The sequence below is a fragment of the Pseudomonas sp. ICMP22404 genome, assembly GCF_006227205.1.
Lineage (GTDB): Bacteria > Pseudomonadota > Gammaproteobacteria > Pseudomonadales > Pseudomonadaceae > Aquipseudomonas.
The window spans coordinates 429,528-451,350 of record NZ_VCNG01000003.1; the positions used below are offsets into that span (position 1 = coordinate 429,528).

At 62.4% G+C, this 21,823-nt stretch carries 18 protein-coding genes; 6 read left to right on the top strand and 12 right to left on the bottom strand.

Features of this window, described 5'->3' with window-relative positions:
• Positions 1–12: 12 nt before the first annotated feature.
• The 9 genes from FGE05_RS07820 to FGE05_RS07860 form a co-directional block, all read right to left on the bottom strand.
• Complete coding sequence (locus tag FGE05_RS07820; RefSeq protein WP_217510168.1) at positions 13–2,625, bottom strand: aminotransferase class III-fold pyridoxal phosphate-dependent enzyme; 2,613 nt, start codon at positions 2,623–2,625, stop codon at positions 13–15.
• Positions 2,622–3,650 carry a fatty acid desaturase gene (locus FGE05_RS07825; RefSeq protein WP_139643415.1) on the bottom strand — a complete coding sequence of 343 codons (1,029 nt, stop codon included), beginning with the start codon at positions 3,648–3,650 and terminating at the stop codon, positions 2,622–2,624. Before FGE05_RS07825 ends, FGE05_RS07820 begins: the two co-directional genes overlap by 4 nt.
• Positions 3,647–4,669 carry a hypothetical protein gene (locus FGE05_RS07830; RefSeq protein ID WP_139643418.1) on the bottom strand — a complete coding sequence of 341 codons (1,023 nt, stop codon included), beginning with the start codon at positions 4,667–4,669 and terminating at the stop codon, positions 3,647–3,649. Before FGE05_RS07830 ends, FGE05_RS07825 begins: the two co-directional genes overlap by 4 nt.
• Positions 4,670–4,681: 12 nt before the next feature.
• Positions 4,682–4,948 carry an acyl carrier protein gene (locus FGE05_RS07835; RefSeq protein ID WP_139643421.1) on the bottom strand — a complete coding sequence of 89 codons (267 nt, stop codon included), beginning with the start codon at positions 4,946–4,948 and terminating at the stop codon, positions 4,682–4,684.
• A gap of 43 nt (positions 4,949–4,991) precedes the next feature.
• Positions 4,992–6,692, bottom strand: coding sequence for an AMP-binding protein (locus FGE05_RS07840; RefSeq protein ID WP_139643425.1), 1,701 nt, complete (start codon positions 6,690–6,692; stop codon positions 4,992–4,994).
• 250 nt (positions 6,693–6,942) lie between these two features.
• Positions 6,943–8,397, bottom strand: a complete 1,455-nt coding sequence (locus FGE05_RS07845; protein WP_139643427.1) for an amidase — start codon at positions 8,395–8,397, stop codon at positions 6,943–6,945.
• Positions 8,398–8,409: 12 nt separating this feature from the next.
• Positions 8,410–9,684 carry an MFS transporter gene (locus FGE05_RS07850; RefSeq protein WP_139643430.1) on the bottom strand — a complete coding sequence of 425 codons (1,275 nt, stop codon included), beginning with the start codon at positions 9,682–9,684 and terminating at the stop codon, positions 8,410–8,412.
• Between the two features lie 11 nt (positions 9,685–9,695).
• Positions 9,696–10,628, bottom strand: a complete 933-nt coding sequence (locus tag FGE05_RS07855; RefSeq protein ID WP_139643433.1) for a transporter — start codon at positions 10,626–10,628, stop codon at positions 9,696–9,698.
• A 71-nt stretch (positions 10,629–10,699) separates the two neighbouring features.
• Positions 10,700–11,656: a helix-turn-helix domain-containing protein gene (locus tag FGE05_RS07860; RefSeq protein WP_139643435.1), complete on the bottom strand. Its 957-nt coding sequence runs from the start codon at positions 11,654–11,656 to the stop codon at positions 10,700–10,702.
• A 180-nt stretch (positions 11,657–11,836) separates the two neighbouring features.
• On the opposite strand from FGE05_RS07860, the gene FGE05_RS07865 reads away from it, so the two are divergent.
• Positions 11,837–12,844 (top strand): GlxA family transcriptional regulator, encoded by a 1,008-nt coding sequence (locus tag FGE05_RS07865; RefSeq protein WP_175363921.1) that lies wholly within the window; start codon positions 11,837–11,839, stop codon positions 12,842–12,844.
• Positions 12,845–12,891: 47 nt separating this feature from the next.
• The gene (locus FGE05_RS07870) at positions 12,892–13,797 is read left to right on the top strand and encodes a hypothetical protein (RefSeq protein WP_139643438.1); all 906 of its coding nucleotides are present in this window, start codon (positions 12,892–12,894) and stop codon (positions 13,795–13,797) included.
• Between the two features lie 14 nt (positions 13,798–13,811).
• On the opposite strand, the gene FGE05_RS07875 is transcribed toward FGE05_RS07870, so the two are convergent.
• On the bottom strand, positions 13,812–14,750 hold the full coding sequence (locus FGE05_RS07875; protein ID WP_283812164.1) for a LysR family transcriptional regulator: 939 nt from the start codon (positions 14,748–14,750) through the stop codon (positions 13,812–13,814).
• Between the two features lie 361 nt (positions 14,751–15,111).
• Here FGE05_RS07875 and FGE05_RS07880 point away from each other — a divergent pair, with 361 nt between their 5' ends.
• The 3 genes from FGE05_RS07880 to FGE05_RS07890 all read left to right on the top strand — a co-directional run bounded on the left by FGE05_RS07880 (position 15,112) and on the right by FGE05_RS07890 (position 18,264).
• Positions 15,112–15,762: a response regulator transcription factor gene (locus tag FGE05_RS07880; RefSeq protein ID WP_139643441.1), complete on the top strand. Its 651-nt coding sequence runs from the start codon at positions 15,112–15,114 to the stop codon at positions 15,760–15,762.
• A gap of 100 nt (positions 15,763–15,862) precedes the next feature.
• Entirely contained in the window at positions 15,863–16,240 is a 378-nt protein-coding gene (locus FGE05_RS07885) for a response regulator transcription factor (protein ID WP_139643444.1), read from the top strand.
• A gap of 821 nt (positions 16,241–17,061) precedes the next feature.
• Complete coding sequence (locus tag FGE05_RS07890) at positions 17,062–18,264, top strand: NAD(P)/FAD-dependent oxidoreductase (protein WP_139643446.1); 1,203 nt, start codon at positions 17,062–17,064, stop codon at positions 18,262–18,264.
• A gap of 218 nt (positions 18,265–18,482) precedes the next feature.
• On the opposite strand, the gene FGE05_RS07895 is transcribed toward FGE05_RS07890, so the two are convergent.
• Both FGE05_RS07895 and FGE05_RS07900 read right to left on the bottom strand, forming a co-directional pair.
• Positions 18,483–19,430: a hypothetical protein gene (locus FGE05_RS07895; protein ID WP_139643449.1), complete on the bottom strand. Its 948-nt coding sequence runs from the start codon at positions 19,428–19,430 to the stop codon at positions 18,483–18,485.
• Between the two features lie 139 nt (positions 19,431–19,569).
• On the bottom strand, positions 19,570–20,028 hold the full coding sequence (locus FGE05_RS07900; protein WP_139643453.1) for a metallophosphoesterase family protein: 459 nt from the start codon (positions 20,026–20,028) through the stop codon (positions 19,570–19,572).
• Positions 20,029–20,145: 117 nt separating this feature from the next.
• Here FGE05_RS07900 and FGE05_RS07905 point away from each other — a divergent pair, with 117 nt between their 5' ends.
• Entirely contained in the window at positions 20,146–21,714 is a 1,569-nt protein-coding gene (locus FGE05_RS07905; RefSeq protein WP_139643455.1) for a sensor domain-containing diguanylate cyclase, read from the top strand.
• Positions 21,715–21,823: the final 109 nt, after the last annotated feature.

The window sequence follows — 21,823 nt, forward strand, 5'->3', positions numbered from 1 at the left end:
GGGCTTCCTCGGTCAGATAGGTTCGGCGGTGGCAAGATTGAAACGCTCGGCGTATCGCTGCCAGGCGACAGGGTCGAGGGCTTTGTCGAAACTGCGGAAGCCGGCAAGCTTGAACCCATGGCGGCTGGACAACGCCTGGACCAGTTCCAGGTCATCGTTGCTCAGGTCCAGGCCGAGGCTGGTATGCCGGGAGAGGCCTTCCAGGGCGAGCATCATGGTTTCGGCCATGCAGGCGTAAGCCAGGTCGTCGGGGATGCCGTAGCGCGAGCCGAGTCGGGCGTCGCCGGGCATTTCGACAATGCCCCCATCGAGCACCAGCACGTCCGGGCGGCGAATGGCGATGTCCTGGCTGACATTGGCCGGCCTGGAGATGTCGCACAGGATGGCATCGGCGGCGATATCGTCCGCGCTGATGAACCGTTCGGCACTGTTGGTCGCGATCAACACCAGATCGGCGTCGGCCAGCGACTGCTGGACATCGTTGCTCCAGCGCAACGCCGTGTGGCGACCGTTTTCCTCCAGGAGCAGCGAGCCGAGGCTGGCACTGTCCTGCTCGTCCAGGCGCTGCGCGATATGCGCCAGCACGCTACCCGGTGCCGCCGTCGCCTGCGCGCTGTAGGCCACGAGCTGGTTGATCACTGAAGCGAAACGCGGGGTGTTGAAGCGTGCGCTCTTGGGGTTGCCCACCAGGGTGACCTGGCCGGCCTGCGCCACGATCAACCGTGCGATGGCCGAACCGATGCTGCCCGTCGCACCGACGACGGCGACGCGCATGTCCTGCATCCGTCGCCCGGTCATGCGCACCGCGCGACAGGCGGCTTCTACCGCCGTCAGCAGGGTGTAGCTGTTGCCGGTGGTCAGGGCCACGCCTTTATCCAGCAGGCGCATCCCTCCTCCCGTCACAATCGAAGTGTGCCCGCCCAATCCCACCAGGGTGGCGCCGCGCTGCCGCGCCATGTCGATGGCCTGGCCAATCACCGCACACGACTCCTCCACGGGCATCTCGGCAAGCTGGGCCGCCGAACGCGGCACCATGATGAAGTCGCCCGTGACCGTGCGGCCCGTGGCGGGCGATGTCAGCGTTACCGTGGAGACGAAGAATGGATCGAGCAGCGGGTTCAAGCGCTGTTCCAGCAGCTGCAACGACGACTGCGAGTAGTGGCTGAGGCTTTCATCGAACTCGGCATAGTTCGACAGCTCCAGCGGATGGAGGACGAACGCGAAGTGGTTCTCCGCCACCGGCTCGCTGAAGTCCACCCCGTGCCTGGCTTGCCCGGCTGGCCCCGCAGGGCTGGGTTCTGCGTCCAGCAGGTGCGCCAGCAGCGTGCCTGTGCGCCCGTCCTCGACCCATTGCAGGGTCCGGGCCAGGGCCTGGATGAACCGCTCACATTCGGCACGGCCGGCAATCAACGGCGGTTCAACACGCATCACGTTGGCGCCATTGAGTGTCGGCGCCACGCGTATGCCTTCGACGTTGAGCAGGTAACTGGCCAGGATCGGCACCAGGCTCTCCTGCTCGCCCATGATGCCAGTGAAGCCACCGTGGAATTGCGGATAGTGGCTGCGATCAAGCTGGAACTCGATGCCAATCAGATAACCTGTGCCACGCACTTCCTTGATGAACGAGGGGTGTCGTGCTGCCAGGGCCTTGAGCTGTTCAAGCAGGTACTGTCCGTTCTCACGCACGTTGTCCAACAGGCCCTGGCGCTCGTGCAGCAGATCCAGCACTTTCAGGCCGATGCGACAGGCCAGCGTGTTGCCGCCGAAAGTGGACGAATGCTTGTTCTGGAAGTCCGCGCTGTAGGCGTTCTCGCTCAATAGACACGCACCGATGGGCATGACGCCGCCACCCAGGGCCTTGGCGAGCAGCAAGCAATCGGCTTGCACACCGGTACTGGCGAACAGGCTTCCGGTACGCCCCAGTCCGGTCTGCACCTCATCGATAATCAGCAATGTGCCGCTGCGGTCACAGGCTGCCCGGACTTGCCGCAGGTAATCGGCCGGCGGCAGGTTGATGCCGCCCTCCCCCTGAACCGGTTCGACAATGACCGCCGCATAGGCGCCCGGATATTGCTGCAGCTGGGTCTCAAGGGCGTGGATATCGCCGTAGTCGACAAAGTCGAAACCCGGCAACGGGGCCTGGAATCCCGCCTGGTATTTGTCCGAGCCGGTGGCAGAGAGCGCCCCCAGGGTCTTGCCGTGGAAACTGTGATACGTCGACAGAATACGTTTGCGTCCGGTCTTGATCAGACACGCCTTGAGAGCAGCCTCGACTGTCTCCGCGCCACTGTTCTGGAAGGTCACGCTGCGGTACTGACCCGGTGCGATGGCAAGCAGCCGTTGCGCCAGCAGCCCACTTGCGGCGAGGCTCGAGGGCTGGACGAAGATCGGTTCCCGGGTCTGCTGGAAACTGGCCAGCTCCGCCAGCAACTCGTCCGGGCTGTGACCGAACGGCAACGCACCGTAAGCACCGAGAAAGTCCAGGTAGTCACGGCCTTCTTCGTCGTACAGATAGCAGCCTTCGCCTCGGACGAAGGTCTTATCGAGCCCGACCCGGCGAATCAGTTCACCAATCTCGGGGTTCACGTATTGCTCAAACGGACTGATTTGCTGCCAGCGACTCATGACGGATTCTCGGTGGAATAAGGCGTGGAAACGGAGGATGAATGGCCGCAGGTCTGCCGATAGAGATCTGCCGCCATGCCTTGGGCCGCCACGATGCGTTCATGGGCAGGCCGCATGGCGTGATAGGGCAACGCCGGGAACAAATGATGAAGCGCGTGATAACGCTGGCTCAGGGGCTCGAACAATTCCAGCCATCGCCCCTGGACAGCGTGGGTCGAGGAATCGCTCAGTTGCCACTGCAGGGACACCGGCTGACCGCTGGAGGCATAGCGATGGGCCAGGCAGGTGCGGAACATGTTGATCCCCAGCACCCCATAGATGACAGCCAGGAACAGACCGATACGGGACCAGGGCAACCATTCGGTCCCCGCCATCAGGATCAGCCCCCAGGCATACAGGCTGGTCAGCCCCTCGAGCAGGCGGTTGTATCCCGGTGAAGCACCGAACCGTGCGGCGCTGTTCCGATAGGCCGCATGCAGGGTGACGGCGCTGTAGCGCTCGATCACCACCCGGCGTAGCGACGGAATGCACCATGACAGCGGCCCGACCAGGGCAAATCGCACCAACAGCAACAGCGGCGTCAGGAGCGTGCCCATCAGCAAAGTGAACAGGCTACGGCCAAACTGTCGTTGAAACGGCAGGTACTCCGGATCCTGTCGGGTGCCGTATCGCGTCAGCGTGTGGTGGTCCATGTGGCTCAGGTACAGAAACGACGGCAACAGCAGTGGAATCCCACAGGCCAGGTTCCACATCAGGTTGAATCCCGGTACTGCTCGCCGAGGCATATGGACCAGTTCGTGGATGAACATGGCCGACCGATACAAGGTGAACACCGCCACCGAATAGAGCACCAGCCACGTCGGAAAGCGGCTGACGTCCAGCAATGACAAGGCGGTCCAGAACAGCGCGATGCTCACCCCGAAATCCAGGCGGTAACGCCACCCGTGATGGCGCCGCAAGTCCTCGATCAATGGGCGCAACGCCGCGATAAACGCTCGCCCCTCCCGCTCGGGGACAGTCTTCATCGACGTTTCCAAATGACACCGTCCAGGTAGAAGTGATGAAGAACAACGATCAGGGGCACCAATCCAACCGAGGGCAGTTCCAAGCTCAGGACCAGCAGACTGGCCAGACCCAAGGTACTCAGCCAGACCCAGGGCCTGGCGCCCATGCGCCTTACCCAGCCATGGGCCACCCCCACCGCACCGGAGGGTGTTGGCTGCGCCTGGGTTCTGCGCAGGCCCGCCAGGACCGTCGAGGTGCAGACCAGGTGGTATTGCAAGGCATGGATGCTGGTGCCGATCAGAATCAGCGCATACAGGTCATCCACCAGCAGATACGCGGTGTTGTACAACCCCAACGACACCGCCAGCATCACCAGCACAAAACGGGGCATGCCTTCCCCATGTCGCCAATGGGCCCACTCGGTCACGATGAACTTCACGGTCATGAGCGCGAATATCCCGTAGGCGAGCCAGGCCCAATACGGATCGAGCGCCGGTGTCGGGATGGAAATATTGGCGAACGGCAGCGCCTGCCCGAACAGCTGGTAGTCGCCGAAGTGGAATCCGCCATGGGTGATGCGGTACATCAAAGGAGCTGCGAAGCCCGCCAGCACCATGTCGCGAACCGGCTGGGTCGAATGCCGGTACCCGGCCTTCTTCGCATAGAGCGCGGCCACACCGAAGTGTTGCTTGCACACATGGTAGGGCTGCCAGTACACCCAGATTGCGACCAGCCAGGGCAAGGCATTCATCGCATACAACCCGACGCAAACCACCGAGATCAGGAGCAGGCTCGCCCAGAAGCGCACCTTGTGGCGCTGGTATTCAAGCGGTTCGGCGAACAACCGGACGTGGGTGTGCAACACATGGGGAATGTCCAGGAACAGTGCGAACAGCAACGCACCGATCAGGAACGCCGGGCCCTGCATGATAGCCAGCAGCAGCGCCACCGAAATAAGCGGACCGCCAATCAGGATCGCCAGCGTGTCGGCTCGCGCACTGACGAACCACGCTGCCTTGTCAGAGATGGTATTGGACATGCTTTTGCCCCTTCAGACCGCGGCAGACAACTCGAATGTGCTGGCGTTTTCGAGCAACTGCGCCAACTCCTGGAGGGTGGTCATTGCGTCGATCAGAGACGCGGAAAAATCCGCCGACAGTTGTCCCCGAAGCTCCGACAGCAGCGTCAACTGGCCCATCGAGTCGAGCCCCAGGTCCAACAGCGTGTCGCTGGCCTTCAATGGGTAGCCATTGAGGTGGGCCGGCAGAATGCCTTGCGTCGAGAGGCGGTGGATGGTCTGGCAAATAACATCAAACACAGGTGCTCCTTGCACGTATGCAATCCGTGCTGCTAGGGAAGGATCAGGCGGATACAGCGTCTGTAGCGACCGCTGCGGGGTTCAATTTGCCACTCAGGTACAACCGACTCAGCGCCTGGCGCTGGATCTTGCCGCTGGTGGTCTTGGGGAAATCGGCGCGACGGATCAACACCAGGTCGTCGACTTGAACGCCGGCATGACGCGCCACTGTCCGGGCGACTTCGCGACGCAGTTCCTCCAGGTCACGATTGCCCAACGCATTGACGGCGATCACCACCACGACGCTCTCTTTGACATGCCGACCGTCAATGCAGGAAAACGCCGCGACAGAACCTGCCGCAAGACCCAGTCCATGCTCCAGCGACCATTCGACGATATGCGGGCTGACGTTCACCCCCGCACGGGTAATCAGGTCCTTGGTCCTGCCGGTAATGTAGACCTCGGCACCCAGCATGAAGCCCAGGTCACCCGTGTCGTACCAATCGCTGGCCTGCGGGCGTACGGGCTCCATCTTCAAGTACCGGCGAATCACGCTGCTGCCACGAATCTGCAGACTGCCCAGCAGGCCTTCGCTCACCTCCAGGCCGTGTTCGTCCACCACCCGCAATTCGACGTCACCGACCGCGACGCCGTTGCCCAGATAGGCCGCGGCGCCGGGCGCACCTTCAGGTTGCTCGCGGACCACACCGTCGGCATGCAGGCTCTGGGTATCCAGCCAGCGCACGCGCAACGCCTGGCCTGGCGCATTGAGGGATACGGCCACCACGGCTTCTGCCATGCCGTAGGCTGGTTGCAGTACCCCAGCTTGCAGGCCATAGGCCCTGAAGGCCGCTTCGAACTGGCGAAGATGCGCGTGGAAAACCGGTTCGGCACCGACCCATGCGTAGCGCCAATGAGACAGATCCAAATCGCCGTCGCGCAAGCGTCCCGCCAGGCGGCCAAGCAACGCGAAGGCCGAGGTCGGCGCCGGTGACAGCGTGCCTTTGTAGCGCGACAGCGCATGAAGCCAGGCCAGGGGTTGACGGCTGAATTCGCTGGTGGGCATCAACACCAGGTCGATGGAGCACCACCAGGCCAGGGTCAGGGCGGAAAGCCCCATGTCATGATGCAGGGGCAACCAGCTCACCATGCGATCCGCCGCTGCGACGGCCACGCGTTCGGCAATCGCCTGGCAATTGGCACTGAGCATGGCCTGGGTGATGCACACCGCTTTCGGCGCACCGGTACTTCCGGACGTAAACTGCAGGATCGCAAGGCTTTCGGGACGGCTGAGCACCGGTTCATCGACTGGTGTTTCCACGACCTGCATACGCTCGACCAGGGCGACGTCCGTCAAGACCCGCTCCGACCACGCTGGCGCAAGCTGCTGCGCGATGCTACCCGAGGTCAGGATCAAGGCCGGATCGAGCAATGCCAGCATCGCTTCTATTCCTGCCCCTTCGCGTTTGCTTTCGTGGGGCAATTCGTGCGGCAGCAAGGCAATCGCCAACCCCTCGGCCCAGCACGCGAGCACCATGACCAGCACTTCAACGCTGGACGGCAGGGCGATGGCAACGACTTGTTCAGACGCCAAGGCACTCTGGCGCAATACCTGGCGCGCACAAGCCACCCGGGCGAGCATTTCGGACTGTTTCAAGGAGACAGCGGCATCCTGCGCCAAGACCGTGGTCAGGCGAGAAGATGGGCAGGAAAGGAATTTTTCTATCAGGCACAGGCGAGCAGGCGCAACTAATCCGTCAGTCATATTTTCAGTCCTTGAAACATTCAGCAAAGGTTACTGATCGTAGGACAATGGGTCAATATGGCTTTTTGATATTGATTTGAAATTATTGCCTTGGCCTTGTGCCTTCATGGTATTTCGCGACAGAACAACCGCTCTAAATCGCGGGTTGTAGCCACTACGAAAGGACACGAAGTGCCGCGCAAAAAATTGTCGATGCCCGCCCCGTCGGTGGCAGGCATCGCCAACAAGCTCCGCTTCTAGCCAGTCAAGCTCACCAACAAGCATTCACCGCCGGCATCCGCCCCCGCCACGGCTGGGCCCGCTCCAGTTGCCCGGCCAGGGCCAGCAACGTGGCTTCCTCACCAAAGCGCCCGGCGAAATGCGCGCCCATCGGCAACCCCCTGGCACTCCAGGCTAACGGCACCGACATCGCCGGTTGTCCGCTGGCATTGAACAAGGCCGTAAAGGGCGAGTAGCTGTGGTAGCGCTCGATCAATTGATCAAGGCTCAGGCACACGTCCTGGATATCCAACTCGCCAATCGGTGCCGGCTCACGGGTCAAGACCGGCGTGAGGATCAGATCGTAATCCTGCATGAACAACGCCAGTTGCCGGCCCAGGCCGTGTATCCATTCCACGGCCGCCGCGTACTGGGCGCCACTCACATTACCCTTGTCCCGCAGGATGATCCGGGTCCGCACTTCCAGTTCTTCGGCCTGGACTGCAAGGCCGCGCATCTGGCCCAGCAGATCGACGTAGTGACGGGTGCTTGCACCGATGATAGTGAACACCTGGTCGAGAAACTCCGGCAACACCACCGGCAGGCTCACCGGCTCGACACGATGCCCCAGGGATTCGCACAACCGTGCCGCCTCGCCCACCGCCCGCAAGCTTTCAGGCGACGTCGGCCAGGGGCCGAGCTGCTCGACCAGGGCGATACGCAGCGGTTTCGGATCGCGCTGCACTGCGGTCACATAAGGCAGCGCCTGCACCGGGGCAGCATAGGGCGCGCCGAGATCCATCCCGGCGGTCGCGTCCAGCAACGCCGCGCTGTCACGCACCGACAAGGTGATCGCATGAGGCGTGCCCATCCCCGCCCAGCCCTCCCCCACAATCGGTCCCGACGGCAATAAGCCACGGCTGGGCTTGAGGCCGAATACGCCGCAGCATGAGGCCGGCACCCGCAATGAACCGCCGCCATCGTTGCCATGGGCGAACGGCACCACCCGGGCTGCCACCAACGCCGCCGCACCACCGCTGGAGCCTCCGGCACTGTAATCGGTGTTCCAGGGGTTGCGAGTCGCGCCGAAACGCGTGGACTCGGTGGAGTACGACGTACCGAACTCCGGCGACGTGCTGGTGCCGACCAACTGGCACCCTGCCCGCCGCAAACGCGTCACGACTTCCGCCTCGAAATCCGCCCGAGCGCTTCCCAGGGAGCGGGAGCCGTTGGTCATCGCCGCCCCGTTGACCGGCGAAAACAGATCCTTGATCAAGGTCGGCACGCCGGCCAACGGGCCCTGTCCCGTTTGAGCCGTATCCGCTTGCGCCCGCGCCGAGTCGTACAGCCGCTCGGCCACGGCATTGAGTTGCGGCTCGACCCGCTCCAGGCGCTCGATGGCCACCTCGAGCAATTCGCCAGGCCGGACCTCGCCGCGCCGGACCCACTCGGCCAGCCCCATGGCATCTTCGCGATCCATCAACTGGTGGATGTCTTGCATACTCATGCTTCGGATTCCTTATTCATGACGATGGGCGTGAGCCGGGCGTGTTGAATCGACAGTAGTTGCCTGGTCGTGGCCGCGAGCGCGCAGGCCGGCGATCACCCAGAGGAGTGCCGCGACCAGGCCGGCGAAGACCATCCATTGAATGGCGTGGCGCAGGTCTCCGGCGAAGACCATCACGAAGGCCACCACCAGCGGGCTGACGAACTGGCCGATATAGAGGAACGAGGTGAACCCGCCCAACCCCCGGCCGCGGGTGCTGGCGGTCAAGGCGTTCATCACCGGCGCCATCACATTCGGCACCAGCAACCCGGAACCCAGCCCCTGGATGAAAACCGCCACCAGTACCGCGTTGTAGCTCTGCCCACGCATCAGCAGCCATAGCCCCAGACTGATGAGGCCCAGCAGCAAGGCGTTGCAGCCGGCGATACCCAAGCGGCGGCGCAACAGCGGCCACATCAATGAGCCCACCAGGGTTGCCAGCAGGCTCAGGCCCGCGGCCAGGCCGATCATCGTGCTCGACGTGATGCCCAGACTGACCAGCAGCATCGGCGCCTGCACCGGCACGACGAACGTCAGGACCATGCCGCCCAGAATCATCAGGTAGCCGACTACCAACTGCCGCACCGCGACCTTGGTCGGGCCCGTCTCATCGACCGGCTGCCGCACCACCTGATGCCTCGCCAGCGGAGGTTCCCACAACACCTTCAGCATCGCCGGCACCAGCAGCAACGGCAGCAGATAGAGCAGGAACGGTGAACGCCACGAGTGCTCCCCCAGCGCGCCGCCCACGACGAAGAACAGCGCGCCTACCAGGCCGATCGTCACCACCTGCCGATTGACGTAGCGCAAGCGCTCCTCGCCGTGCCAATAGTCGGCGATCAGAGTCGCGCAGCAGGTCATGACAGCCGCCTCGGTGCAGCCGAACAACAGCCTTGTACCGACAATCGCAGGCAGGCTGTCGAGCAGCGCCGGCAACGCGCCGAGCAAGGCGTACAGCAAGGTGGCAAGCACCAGCAACGCCTTGCGCCCGATGCGGTCGGCCAGCCAACCGGCCAGTGGCGCACACACGGCAATCGCCAGGGCCGGCCCAGTGACGGCCAGCGGCACGAGCAGATCGGCACGGGGCTCGACGGGACCGAATTCGGCGCCCAACCGAGGCAGGATCGGTGCGACCATGACTGACCCCATGATGGTCAGGCTGCTGCCCAGCATCAGCACCAGGCCTTCACGCCGGCCAGCCTGGCGCGACGGGGTCGCGGCCGTTGAAGCGGAACTTGATTGGTTCATGGCGAGCCCCTTCAGAAACTTTGAGAAATGCGCAACGCCGCGGTATAGCCTTCGGCGCGGTTGCGCGCGTCGAACTCCTTGTAGACGTGCAGCCAGACCGGCGGAATGCCGGGTTTGAAGTAGCTCACCGCCGGCCCGACAGCCATCACCCGGGCGCGATTGCCGCTCTCCAATCCCGGTGCATCGTCATCAGTGAACTGGCGGTAGTAGTACCCGCCCACACCCATGGTCCAGGGCCCGACGTGCTGGCCCACGGCGAACTCGTGGCGGTACTCGACGCCGTTCTTGTAGTCGGTGGCGTTGTTGCGGGTGTTCACGTCGACTTCGAAGCTTGAGGACACTTCAAAGCCGCTGTCGGACAGGTAGGTGGCGTTGACGATGGGTGAGAACGTCCAGTGATTGAGCCCCGGTGAAATCAGCCGATTCTTGTCGTAGTCGCCGGTGGGCGCCTGGATCTGGAACTGGGTGTTGACGAACAGGTTCGGCGACAAGGTCCATTGCAGGATCACCGGCAGGAACTGGACGTCCGCCAAGCGAAATGGATCGGCCTCGAGATCCAGCGGGCCGACGGGTGTCTGCACCTGTACCGAGGCGTCCATCTTGAAGAATGGCACTACGGTGCCGAAGCCGTACTTGGCGCCCAGCACCGTGTAATCGGTCATGCGCATGTAAGCGACGCCGATGGACAGCACGTCCAGGGAGAAGTTGTTGTCCGCCGAATGGCCGTGGCGGTCTTTCTGCACGTTGGCCGAGTAGAACGCCGTACGCAGGCCGACGGTCCCGAAGGGCGTAGCCGGCGGCATCATGCCCGCGCCGAAATCATAGACCCCGACCGCGGTGGTCGGCGCGCCGTTTTCGGTGCCATGGGCGCCGGCGCAGAGGCCCAGCACCCCCAGGGTCAACCAGGTAAAGCGCAAGACGTTTGTTTTGTTGTTCTGATTCATCGAATGCCCCTTCCGACCGTATGGTGGTGGGGTCATCCTAGGGAGCAGGCCCTATCGGCCGTTATCCGTTTTCAGCACAGATGCGTGCGACGCAGGGTTTGCGAAGGTGTCTCGCCGAACAGGACCCGATAGTCGCTGGAAAACCGGCTCAGGTGCCAGAAGCCCCAGCGTGCCGCCACCTCTTGCACACCCTGGACTTGATCGCCGTTGCGCAGCTCACGGCGCACGGCATTGAGGCGCAGTGCCCGCAAATAAGCCACGGGATTGATGCCCAGGGTCTCCTGGAAGCAATACTGCAATTTGCGCCGGCTGGCACCGATGTGGTTGCACAGATCAAGGATCGACAGCGGCTCGTCGACATGGGCCAACGCGTACTCCCGGGCCCGGTCGACCATGCGCTTGCGCGCCGTGGGGCTGAGGGGCGGTGCCTCGTCCGGCGCCACCAGTTCCAGCATGTGCAGCATCACCGTATCCCGCAGGCCGCGACGGATCGACTCGTAACCCAGCAATGATTCCCGTCCCTGGTCGCTTTCCAGCTCGCCGAACAGGGCCGCCAGTTCAGCCGGCAGCGTCGAGTCGCCGAGGCGGTAACACTTGGGAAGATCGGTAATTCGAAAACGACTGCCCTGCCGCTCCAGCACATGCGCCAACGCTTGCTCGTCGATGGCGACACCCAGCACGTCCAGATGCTGGGGCGTGCGCAACTCAGGCAAGTTCTGCCCCCGGGCCACCAACAGGCTGGGCTCGAGGATCGGATGCCCGGAGCAAAAGACCGGACCGTCCGCCACCAACGGCATGCTGAAGGTGATGGCCCCTTCCCAGGCCGTCCCACGCTTGGTCATGGCCTGGTTAGAGCGGTCGCGCACCAATTGCATCCAGTCGGAACGGAATTCGATCAACTCGCCTTCGAAACGCCCTGGGGTCAGTTGGTCGTAACAGACCTGCCAACCGCCCATGTTCCGGGCATGCTCATCGATGTCGACGGTACGGAACCGATTGACCGGCGATGCGATGTTGTTGTTATTCATTGACCCGACCTTCATCGATTCCTGGGCTGGTTGGGCAAAGATCAGGCAAGTTCCATTCCGTCTCCCAGGCGCACCGAGCAATTGTGCCGAAAATGGATAATCGACCCGGCATGGATTGCCTTCCGGTGTATAAAGCACAATGAAATCGACCTCTTGAACCTCCACGCCACCATGAACGAAATGCCCCGTGACATCGACCTCGCCACCCGGTCGATCACCCAACCACGCACGCTGGTCTTCCTGGCCTATCCGCATATGGGCCTGTTGGACCTGACCGGCGCCCAGACGGTGTTCTGGGCGGCAACCAAAGCCATGGCCGAACGCGGCCTGCCCGGCTACGCCGTGCATACCGCCAGCCTCGCCGGCGGATTGATGCGAACCGCCGAGGGCCTGGTCGTGGAAACCTGCTGCCTGCGCCAGTTCGACGACGTCCTGATCGACACGTTGATCGTCCCCGGCGCGCCCGACATCCGCCAGGCGATGATCGATTGCGTCGACCTGGTCGACTGGCTGCGCCATGCCTCGGCCAAAGCCCGACGCACCGCATCGGTGTGCAGCGGCACGTTCCTGATGGCCCAGGCCGGCTTGCTGGACGGACGCCGCGCCGCGACCCACTGGGCCATGTGCGACATGCTCAGGGACTGCTTCCCGGCGGTTGAAGTGGACCTGGACGCGATCTTCATCCAGCAAGGCCACGTGTGGACCTCGGCGGGGGTCAGCGCCGGCATCGACATGGCCCTGGCGCTGGTGGAAGCCGATTGCGGTCGCGACGTCGCCCTGCAGGTGGCCCGGGAGCTGGTGGTGTTTCTCAAGCGCCCTGGTGGCCAGGCGCAGTTCAGCCAGCTGTTGCAACTGCAAACCCAAGACAGCGCCAGCTTCGACGAGCTGCACCTCTGGATTGCCGAACACCTGGGCGACGACCTGACCATCGAACGGCTGGCCCGCCAGGCGCGGATGAGCCCGCGCAATTTTGCCCGGGTCTACAAGCGCCAGACCGGGCGAACCCCGGCCAAGGCCATCGAGCTGTTCCGCCTGGAAGCCGCGCGAAGGCTGCTGGAAGACTCCCAACGCAACATCGACCAGATCGCCCGGTCGTGCGGCTTCGGTGACGAAGAGCGGATGCGTCATACCTTCCAGCGCCACCTCTCGATTTCACCTCGGGACTACCGCAAGCGCTTTTCCCGCTGACCGGGCCGGGGCTCACAACGATTACCTCAACGAGCATGACTTCGTCCATGAGTGACTTCTCCTACACACAGTACATACGTTTCTGGACCCCAGACTCAGGCATCGGCCCGCGTGAGCAAGCGCCGATGCTCCCCCAGGAGCAGGCTTGGGCCCATGACTACGCGGCCCATCACCGCTTCAACTGGATCGTGGTGCTGATGCCGCCGCTGTGCTTCGGCCCCCTGTTGCCTCCCATCGCATTCATCCTGGGGCTGTTGCTCTATCGAACGCTGTTTGCCCCTGGCCTGGACGTAGACCCCATCATCGGTGAGTCCCTGGGATGGCAGGTGGTCGCGATGGTGCTTTTCACCACGACCTGGGCGCTGCGTAATTTCCTGCGGGACAAACACGACCCGACCAAACGCTATTGGCAGTCCATGCCGGACCGAGGACTGGTCGAGCTTGAGCGCCATACCCTGGTCTCGGGCTTCTGCCTGTGGTCCAGCGACTATGACCCGGACTGCAACACCCTCATGCTCTGGGTCAACGATAAAATCGAGCACGTGCAAGACAGCGGTGTATCGCAGTGGATCCTGGCCAAGACCGAGGCAGGGCACTGGCTGGTGCTCAAGGAGCAATTCCCGGGCAACTTCACCTACGCCCGGATTGGACGGACGCCTGCGCCGGCCAAGCAGCTGCAACCACGGGCGCATCTGGCGATTGCCTTTGCCCCCGGCACCCAGCTGCCGCTGGGCCGGCGCTTCGACGGCCCAGCGATCCCCTTGATCGACACGTCGTACTGGCTGGCTGGCGATGAACTCAAGCGCCTTGCCGAGGTGGCCCATCACTGGCGCTTTTTTCCTCCAGAGCGCTACGCCGTGGTCAACGAGCGGGATGCCGAATGGGTGCAGCGACTGGTGGCGAAGGCGCAAGCCAACATCGACCCCGAGGGATACGCCTCGAAAGACGATTAGCCGGCCCGCAGCGCTCAAGCGACTTTCCTGGCGTCCAGATGCTCGGCGCGCGCGGCCACGAACGCGCTGCAACGGGAGCGCAACCAGCACTCCCCCGGATCATTGTGAGAGGCTCCTCCCCAGACCATCGACAACGCGTGCTCGGGCAAGCGGATCGGCGCCGGCTCGGCCCTCAGGCCCGCGCTCACCGCCATTGCCTGGGCCACGTAGTCCGGCACGATGGCGATCATGTCGCTGTGGGCCAACAGCACGGGCAAGGCGCTGAACTGAGGCACGGTCAGCACCACCCGACGTTGGCGCCCGATCAGGCTCAAGGCGCGATCAGAATCATCGATGACATTGCCCATGGACGACACCACTGCGTGGGGTCGTTGGCAGAACTCGTCCAGCGATAATTCGCCGGGCTGCGAATCGGCCCGCAGCAGCATCGGCCGGATCTGGCGCAAGTCCTTGCGCCGGGCATTGGCCGGCAGCTCCAGGGTGTGGCTGATACCCAGGGTGATTTCCCCACTGGTCAGCAGTTGGGACATCTGCCATTGATCGGCCCGGCGCACCACCAATGTGGTGCCCGGCGCCTCGCCCCGCAGGCGGCGCAACAGCTCCGGCAGCAACGCGTATTCAACGTCATCGGACAGTCCGACATGAAAGGTCGCCTCACTGGTGGCCGGATCGAACGCCTGGCAGCGACTCAGGGCCGCGGCAATGCCATCCAGCGCCGGGCTCAGGTTGGCAAATATCTCCTGGGCCCGTGACGTCGGCTCCATCAAACGGCCCGAACGGATGAACAAGGGGTCATCGAACATCAGCCGCAAACGAGCCAGTGCGCTGCTGATCGTCGGTTGACCGAGAAACAGCTTTTCACCGACACGACTGACATTGCGCTCATGCATCAAGGTCTCGAAGACAACCAGCAGATTGATGTCAGCACGACGCAGGTCATTTCTGTTCATCATAGTCGTCGCCCCAGGCGCCAGGCCATTGAGTCAGGAGTGGACAGAATCATCGTCGGCCTTTTCATCGAGACGCACCGGCGACGGTATGGCTGGCAGGTTATGTCCGCCGTGGTGCGCTTGTCTGTTGTACCTAGGGACAACCCATTCAACCTTTAGGCAAGCCCACCGATACTTCGGTATGCAGCGCTTCAGGACCGTGGCGCAATTTCAGGGTTTTATGTCCTACCGGGTGGCCTGCGGCACTTTTAAGATGCAACGATTTCCATGACGCGGAAAGCCGGACTCAGTGAGGCCACCCAAGGCACTTCGTTGCGGTTCGCGTGGCCCCTACTCACTTGTACTAGATCGTTTCGGACACCCAATGACGCCCACCTACTCCACCTGCCAGGCCATCAACGATGAGCCGCTCGTTTATATCGTCGACGACGATCAACCGCTGCGCGAAGCCCTCGGCGGCCTGTTGCGCTCCATTGGCCTGCAGGTCGCGTTGTTCGGCTCGGTGACGGAGTTCATGCAACACCCTCGCCCCGACCAGCCCAGTTGCCTGGTGCTGGACGTGCGGCTGCGAGGCATCAGCGGCCTGGACTTTCAGCAACAGCTGGCAACGACCAATATCAACCTGCCGATCGTGTTCATGACCGGCTACGGCGATATCGCCATGACGGTGAAGGCCATGAAAGCCGGCGCAGTGGATTTCCTGAGCAAACCTTTCCGGGAGCAGGACTTGATCGATGCAGTGTCCGCCGCCCTCCAGCGGGATCGGTTACGCCGCGAGTCCGACCTTAGCCGTCGGGCGCTCCAGGACTGTTACGCCACCCTGACCGCCCGAGAACAACAGGTGATGGGCCTGGCCGTGTCGGGCCTGATGAACAAACAGATCGCCGGGGAAATCGGCCTGAGTGAGATCACGGTCAAGATCCACCGGGGCCAGGCCATGCGCAAAATGTGCGCGCGCTCGTTCGCCGATCTGGTGCGCATGGCCCAGGCACTGGACATGCATCGCGCCGGGTGAACGTTCATACCCAGGTATAACTTGGCGGGGTGGCAGGACAAGGTATCTTGCAGGGAAGACGGGGCCTTTATGGCGACCTGACATCACCTTCGGTACCTAAATGTCCAATACCGCAATTATTTCAGTGGTCGATGATGATGAGTCCGTTCGAATCGCATTGGACGGTCTCTTGCGCTCCAGCGGCTATACCGTTCGCACCTATGCCAACGCCTTGGACTTCCTGTCCTCCGGCGGTCCCGAACAGACCGCCTGCCTGATCTCGGATATCACGATGCCCGGCATGAGCGGCATCCAGATGTATAACCAACTGGCCGACCAAGGCGTTCACATCCCGGTCATTTTCATCACTGGGCATCCCGCCCCGATGCCCCGGGTCAAGGCCGGTGCAGCGGAGCCGGTGGCATTCTTTCCCAAGCCGTTTCGCTGCGCTGAACTGATCGCCAGCATCGAATCGGTGCTCAATCGGCCGGTCGACTGAATAACCACACATCCTTGTGGGAGCGAGCCTGCTCGCGAAGCGGTGGGTCAGCTTGCATTCATGCTGAATGTACCGCCGTCATCGCGAGCAAGCCCTAATGCCAGTCAGTCAAGGATCAAACGGCACAAACCTTGTGGGAGCAAAGCTTGCTCGCGATAGCGACAGATCAGTCAACATTGTTGCTGACTGACTTACCGCAATCGCGAGCAAGCTTTGCTCCCACAGGTCGGTGGCTTAACTGATCGGCATTAGGGCAAACCCGGCTCCCACAGGTCCTGCGGCGTTCACAAAAGCATCGTCCAACCGCCGATCCTTTGTGGGAGCGAGCCTGCTCGCGATAGCGGTGGGTCAGCTTGCATCCATGTTGAATGTACCGCCGTCATCGCGAGCAAGCCCTAATGCCAGTCAGTCAAGGATCAAACGGCACAATCCTTGTGGGAGCAAAGCTTGCTCGCGATAGCGACAGGTCAGTCAACATTGTTGCTGACTGACTTACCGCAATCGCGAGCAAGCTTTGCTCCCACAGGTCGGTGGCTTAACTGATCGGCATCAGGGCAAGCCCGGCCCCCACAGGTTCTGCGGCGTTCACAAAAGCCGCGTTCAACCCCATCGCTCTAACACCTTCGTATAAATCCTTCATACCCAGACGTGCCCCCGCTGACCTTATGTAGAAGTGTCGGACGCCGAACCGACGAATACCATTTCCTACAGCGAACCGAAGCTGAATGCATGAAGCCACGCACGTTCGGGTACCTCGCGACACGGTCACGCTGAAACAGTTGAACAATTCAACGTATCGATTTTGTCTTCGGGAGCACATCATGAAACAGCATATTCTGGTAGTTGGCGCAGGTTTCGGCGGGGTATGGAGCGCGTTGAGCGCGGCCCGCCTGTTGGACCAGCATGATCGCAACGATGTGCAGATTACTGTCCTGGCGCCCCAGGCGGAGCTGCGGATCCGGCCACGTTTCTACGAGCCTGACGTCCATACGATGAAGGCCCCGCTGGACGAGTTGTTCAACGCGGTCGGGGTGAATTTCGTGCAGGGCTCGGCGGACAGCGTCGATGCCGAGCGCAAGCAAGTGGGCTATCGCGACGCCTCCGGCATCCAAGGCACGCTGAGCTATGATCGGCTGGTGCTCGCCGCCGGCAGTCAGTTGATGCGCGCTGACTTCAAGGGTGTGATCGAGCACGCCTTCGATGTCGATGAAATCGAGCAGGCAACCCGCCTCGAAGCTCATATCAAGTCCCTCGCAAACCGCCCGGACAGTCCCGCCCGCAACACCGTGGTGGTGGCCGGCGGCGGCTTTACCGGGATCGAAACCGCAACCGAAATGCCCGCCCGCCTGCGCGCCGCCTTGGGCGAACAGGCCAACATCCGGGTGATCGTCGTCGACCGCGCACCGCAGATCGGCGCCTCCCTGGGCGAAGGCATCCGCCCTTCCCTTATCGAAGCCTCGGCTCACCTGGGCATCGAATGGATTCTCAACGCCTCGGTCGAATCGGTGGATCCCAGCGGCGTCACCCTGTCGAACGGCCAGCGAATCGAGTCCAACACCGTGGTCTGGACCGTGGGCTTCCGCGCCAGTCCGTTGACCGAACACGTACCCGGCACCCGTGATCGCCAGGGCCGGTTGCACGTCGACGGCAACCTGAAGGTGTTGGGCCAGGACCATATCTTCGCCGCCGGTGACGTGGCCTACGCCGCCACCGACACCGTGGGCAACTACGCGGCGATGTCCTGCCAGCACGCCATTGCCCTGGGCCGCTATGCCGGCAACAATGTCGCTGCCGACCTGCTGGGCGTGGCTCCGATGACCTACAGCCAGCCCAAGTACGTGACCTGCCTGGACCTCGGAGCCTGGGGGGCGGTGTACACCGAAGGTTGGGATCGCCAGCTCAAATTGGTGGGCCAGGAAGCCAAGGACCTCAAGACCCAGATCAACTCGATATGGATCTACCCGCCCGCCGCCGACCGCGCGGCGGCCCTGGCAGCGGCCGACCCGTCGATTCCGGTGGCGTGATTTCACTTTCCGACTCCGGCCAGATCCCTCCTTTCTGAGCCGGTTTTTCCCAGACACCCGCCATGGAAGGTTCGGCGGGTGTTTTTTGCCGGCCAACACTGAGGTGACTGACAGACCGCCATCGCGAGCAAGCTCGCTCCCACAGGGATGGTGAAACAGTGACCTCGCGACCAGCCCACAACCAGTGTGGGAGCGAGCCTGCTCGCGATGGCGGCGGATCAGCTGACGACAATCGGCGCATCCTCAGGCTCATCCACCGACGCCGCGACCTCCGGGACAAACGCAAAACCTGCTGCCTCCCAATCCCGCCAGTCAGGTGTCTCGTCCGGCAGCCAAGGCCATGGAATCGGCGCGATCGGCACGGCAGTCCATTTGCCTTGCACCTCCGCCTGCCAATACCACCACGCCTCCACCTGGCCGGCCTGCTCCACAGCCAAAGGCAGGAAGTCATCGTCCCCGCGCTCAAGTGGAACCAGCTTCCAATCCGGGCGGAGCTTCTTCTGGATACGACGCAGACGTTGCGTCTGCAGGTCCAATAGAACGGCAGGCAACTCGTCATAGCTGCAACTGCGGCGCTTGTTTTCAACGCCCACGAATTTGGAGAATCCCAGTGACTGTTGCCCCACTGCCAGCGCGTCCAGTTCCTCACCGGTACGCACATGGAAAACGATGGCACCCAGGTCCAGTGCACTGTCATTGAGGCTCGCTGCCGGCCCCATCTGCGCAAGGATGTAGAACTGGGAAGGAAATACTGCCTCCTTGAGATTCCTGTCCTGAATGATGTTCCACCGGCACGTCTTGTTCAGCCGCCAGTTGTCCGGGGATGCCGTGCTCTTTATTTCCAAGGTCACGCCCCAGGTCAGTTGCAGGTCGAACACATCGCCGTGAGGCTGCACCTGGTAGTGTTTTTCAATGCTGCGGGTCAGATCGCCTTTGCGCGGGGTATAGGTGGTCAGCGCTCGTACCGTATCACCGACGATGTCGTCGCAATGGGCAATCAACTTCTTTGCCACCAGGTACTCGATCAGCACGCCTCGTAATACGGGCACATTCATATTGGAGAAGGCCCACTGCCAGAAATCATTGGCCGTGTGGGGCGTGATGGCATCGCCCATGGAGAAGGTCGTTCCTGCTTCCAGAAAGCGCTTCAGATTATCGATTTGCATGTCATCCCTGTCATTGAGCCCAAATGAAGGCTAAATGATGGCGCTTTTCCGCAGGTAATTCCACTTCGCCCCTGTTCGGTAGTAAAGCCAATGGCTTCCTCGACAGCGGTCCTCCTCGCACCAGCCCCGCACCCTTTCATCACTCCAGTAACGAGACGATCCGCGGCTCGATCGAGCCTGCACTCACCTCCAGCAACCCCAGCGTCACCGGCAGTTTGAAACGCCGCCGGCCGGCGCTGCCGGGGTTCAGATACAAGCGCTCGCCACGCCATTCGATACCCGGCTTGTGGGAGTGCCCCGTGATGACCACCTTCACCCCCGGGTCGAGTGAAGCCGGTACATCGGCAATGTCATGCACCAGCAGAACCTGCCACCCACACAGATCGAATTGCAGGCTATCGGCAAGCTGCCTGGCCCAATCGGCATCCAGGTCGTTGTTGCCGCGCACCACATACAGCGGAGCAATCGATGCCAGTTGTTCGAGGATCCCGGGGCTGCCGATGTCTCCGCCATGAATGATCCGATCGCATCCCGCCAGCGCGGCAAGCGCTTCGGGGCGGAGTAATCCGTGGGTATCGGAAATGACACCAACTTTCATAAGAGCTTCCCACTGCGTCTGTGCCAACGTCGATCTCGCAACTGGCTAATGTGCTGGAATTGAATAAGATAGGCTGCGCATCCATAGTGCGCAGACTTGTCGTAAAAGGAAATGTTGATGCTCGGACGCAAACGGCCGGAGCCAAAAGGCGAAAGCCCTGTCGAGGATTTCGACCCCCAGGCTGCGCGGCCAGGCGCGGCATTGAGGCTGACCATCAGTTTCATGCTGGTGGTGGTGATAGCCTTCCTGTCCGTTGAAGGCTGGAGGACATGGCGTGACTACCGTGCTGCATTTTCGGCCGCCCGCGATTCGGTGACGAACCTGGCGCGGGCGACGGCCCAGCATGCAGAAGACACCATCCGCCAGGTGGACGTCGTCACCGCCGCACTCAGCGAGCGAGTGGAAGGCGACGGATTCGAAAACATCGATATCCCGCGCCTCCATAAACTACTGGTGCAGCAATCCGCCATCATGCCGCAACTGCACGGGCTGTTTATCTATGGGCCCGATGGGCAATGGGTGGTCACGGACAAGGAGACGATCCCGGAACCGGCCAACAACGCGGACCGTGACTATTTCCAGTACCACCGCACCCACACGGATCGAAACGTACGCATCGGCGAAGTCATCAGGAGCCGGTCCACCGACGACCTGATCATTCCCATTTCCCGACGCCTGAACAATCCCGACGGTTCGTTCGCCGGCGTGCTGCTTGGAACGATCAAGGTCAGCTACTTCGTGGACTACTACGGCGACTTCAAGATCGACGACAAGGGCGCCCTGGTCCTGGCCCTGCGCAACGGCACCATTCTGGTACGGCGCCCCTTCGTCGAGACGGTGATCGGCAAGAGCCTGGTCAATAGCGTGATCTTCAAGAACTTCCTGCCGACATCGAACCAGGGTACTGCCGAAGCCCGTGCAGTGATCGACGACACCGAACGCCTGTACGGCTACCGCGCCCTGACTACGTACCCGTTGGTGGTGGAAGCCGGCCTGTCCCGGGACTCCATCATCGCGCCCTGGCGCCGCGACCTGCTTAAGACCGGCTTCGTGCTGGTTTTCCTGATCGTCACCCTGGTCGGCTTCGGCCTCATCGTCCTGAGCCAACTGCGCTACCGGATCATCATGGAAAAGCAGATCCGTCATGCGCACCAGAGCATGCGGGACATGGCGCTGACCGACAGCCTCACCGGGTTGGGCAACCGTAGGAAGCTGGACCTTGCCTTGACCGATGAGCTGCGCCTGGCCAAGCGCCAGGGCTCTTCCCTGGCCCTGATCATGCTCGATGTCGATTACTTCAAGCGCTTCAACGACAAATACGGGCACGCCGCCGGGGATGACTGCCTGCATGCCATTGCCGGGGCGATCCAGGACGCGGTCAAACGACCGGGGGACCTGGCGGTCAGGTACGGTGGCGAAGAATTCACCGTGCTGCTGCCCAATACCGACGGCACTGGTGCCGCCAAGGTCGCCCAGGACATTCTTGACGCCATCAGGGCGCTGGACATCGAACATGTCGACCATCCATTGGGCATCGTCACGGCCAGCGCCGGCATCACCACTACCCAGCCGGGCACGGTGGACGTAACGCCCGCCATGTTGATCAAGGCCGCCGACGCCTTTTTGTACCTGGCCAAGAACACCGGGCGAAACCGTTGGTGCAGCGCCAGCGCAACGTCGGCTTGACCCTGTTGGGAACCGCCGTGCATCGGTCCGGATCGCACAAATCCAAGTCCACAGGTGTCGGCAAGGCGCCTGGCGGCTACAATGGTCGCTTCGACCGTGACCAGCCTGA

What these genes read in the sequence shown, in the direction of transcription:
- FGE05_RS07860 (WP_139643435.1), bottom strand. Translation starts at nt 11,656, where the DNA reads ATGAATAACAACAACATCGCATCGCCGGTCAATCGGTTCCGTACCGTC.
- FGE05_RS07900 (WP_139643453.1), bottom strand. Translation starts at nt 20,028, where the DNA reads ATGAAAGTTGGTGTCATTTCCGATACCCACGGATTACTCCGCCCCGAA.
- FGE05_RS07885 (WP_139643444.1), top strand. Translation starts at nt 15,863, where the DNA reads ATGTCCAATACCGCAATTATTTCAGTGGTCGATGATGATGAGTCCGTT.
- FGE05_RS07845 (WP_139643427.1), bottom strand. Translation starts at nt 8,397, where the DNA reads ATGAGTATGCAAGACATCCACCAGTTGATGGATCGCGAAGATGCCATG.
- FGE05_RS07850 (WP_139643430.1), bottom strand. Translation starts at nt 9,684, where the DNA reads ATGAACCAATCAAGTTCCGCTTCAACGGCCGCGACCCCGTCGCGCCAG.
- FGE05_RS07870 (WP_139643438.1), top strand. Translation starts at nt 12,892, where the DNA reads ATGAGTGACTTCTCCTACACACAGTACATACGTTTCTGGACCCCAGAC.
- FGE05_RS07890 (WP_139643446.1), top strand. Translation starts at nt 17,062, where the DNA reads ATGAAACAGCATATTCTGGTAGTTGGCGCAGGTTTCGGCGGGGTATGG.
- FGE05_RS07905 (WP_139643455.1), top strand. Translation starts at nt 20,146, where the DNA reads ATGCTCGGACGCAAACGGCCGGAGCCAAAAGGCGAAAGCCCTGTCGAG.
- FGE05_RS07825 (WP_139643415.1), bottom strand. Translation starts at nt 3,650, where the DNA reads ATGAAGACTGTCCCCGAGCGGGAGGGGCGAGCGTTTATCGCGGCGTTG.
- FGE05_RS07830 (WP_139643418.1), bottom strand. Translation starts at nt 4,669, where the DNA reads ATGTCCAATACCATCTCTGACAAGGCAGCGTGGTTCGTCAGTGCGCGA.
- FGE05_RS07880 (WP_139643441.1), top strand. Translation starts at nt 15,112, where the DNA reads ATGACGCCCACCTACTCCACCTGCCAGGCCATCAACGATGAGCCGCTC.
- FGE05_RS07820 (WP_217510168.1), bottom strand. Translation starts at nt 2,625, where the DNA reads ATGAGTCGCTGGCAGCAAATCAGTCCGTTTGAGCAATACGTGAACCCC.
- FGE05_RS07875 (WP_283812164.1), bottom strand. Translation starts at nt 14,750, where the DNA reads ATGATGAACAGAAATGACCTGCGTCGTGCTGACATCAATCTGCTGGTT.
- FGE05_RS07840 (WP_139643425.1), bottom strand. Translation starts at nt 6,692, where the DNA reads ATGACTGACGGATTAGTTGCGCCTGCTCGCCTGTGCCTGATAGAAAAA.
- FGE05_RS07895 (WP_139643449.1), bottom strand. Translation starts at nt 19,430, where the DNA reads ATGCAAATCGATAATCTGAAGCGCTTTCTGGAAGCAGGAACGACCTTC.
- FGE05_RS07865 (WP_175363921.1), top strand. Translation starts at nt 11,837, where the DNA reads ATGCCCCGTGACATCGACCTCGCCACCCGGTCGATCACCCAACCACGC.
- FGE05_RS07855 (WP_139643433.1), bottom strand. Translation starts at nt 10,628, where the DNA reads ATGAATCAGAACAACAAAACAAACGTCTTGCGCTTTACCTGGTTGACC.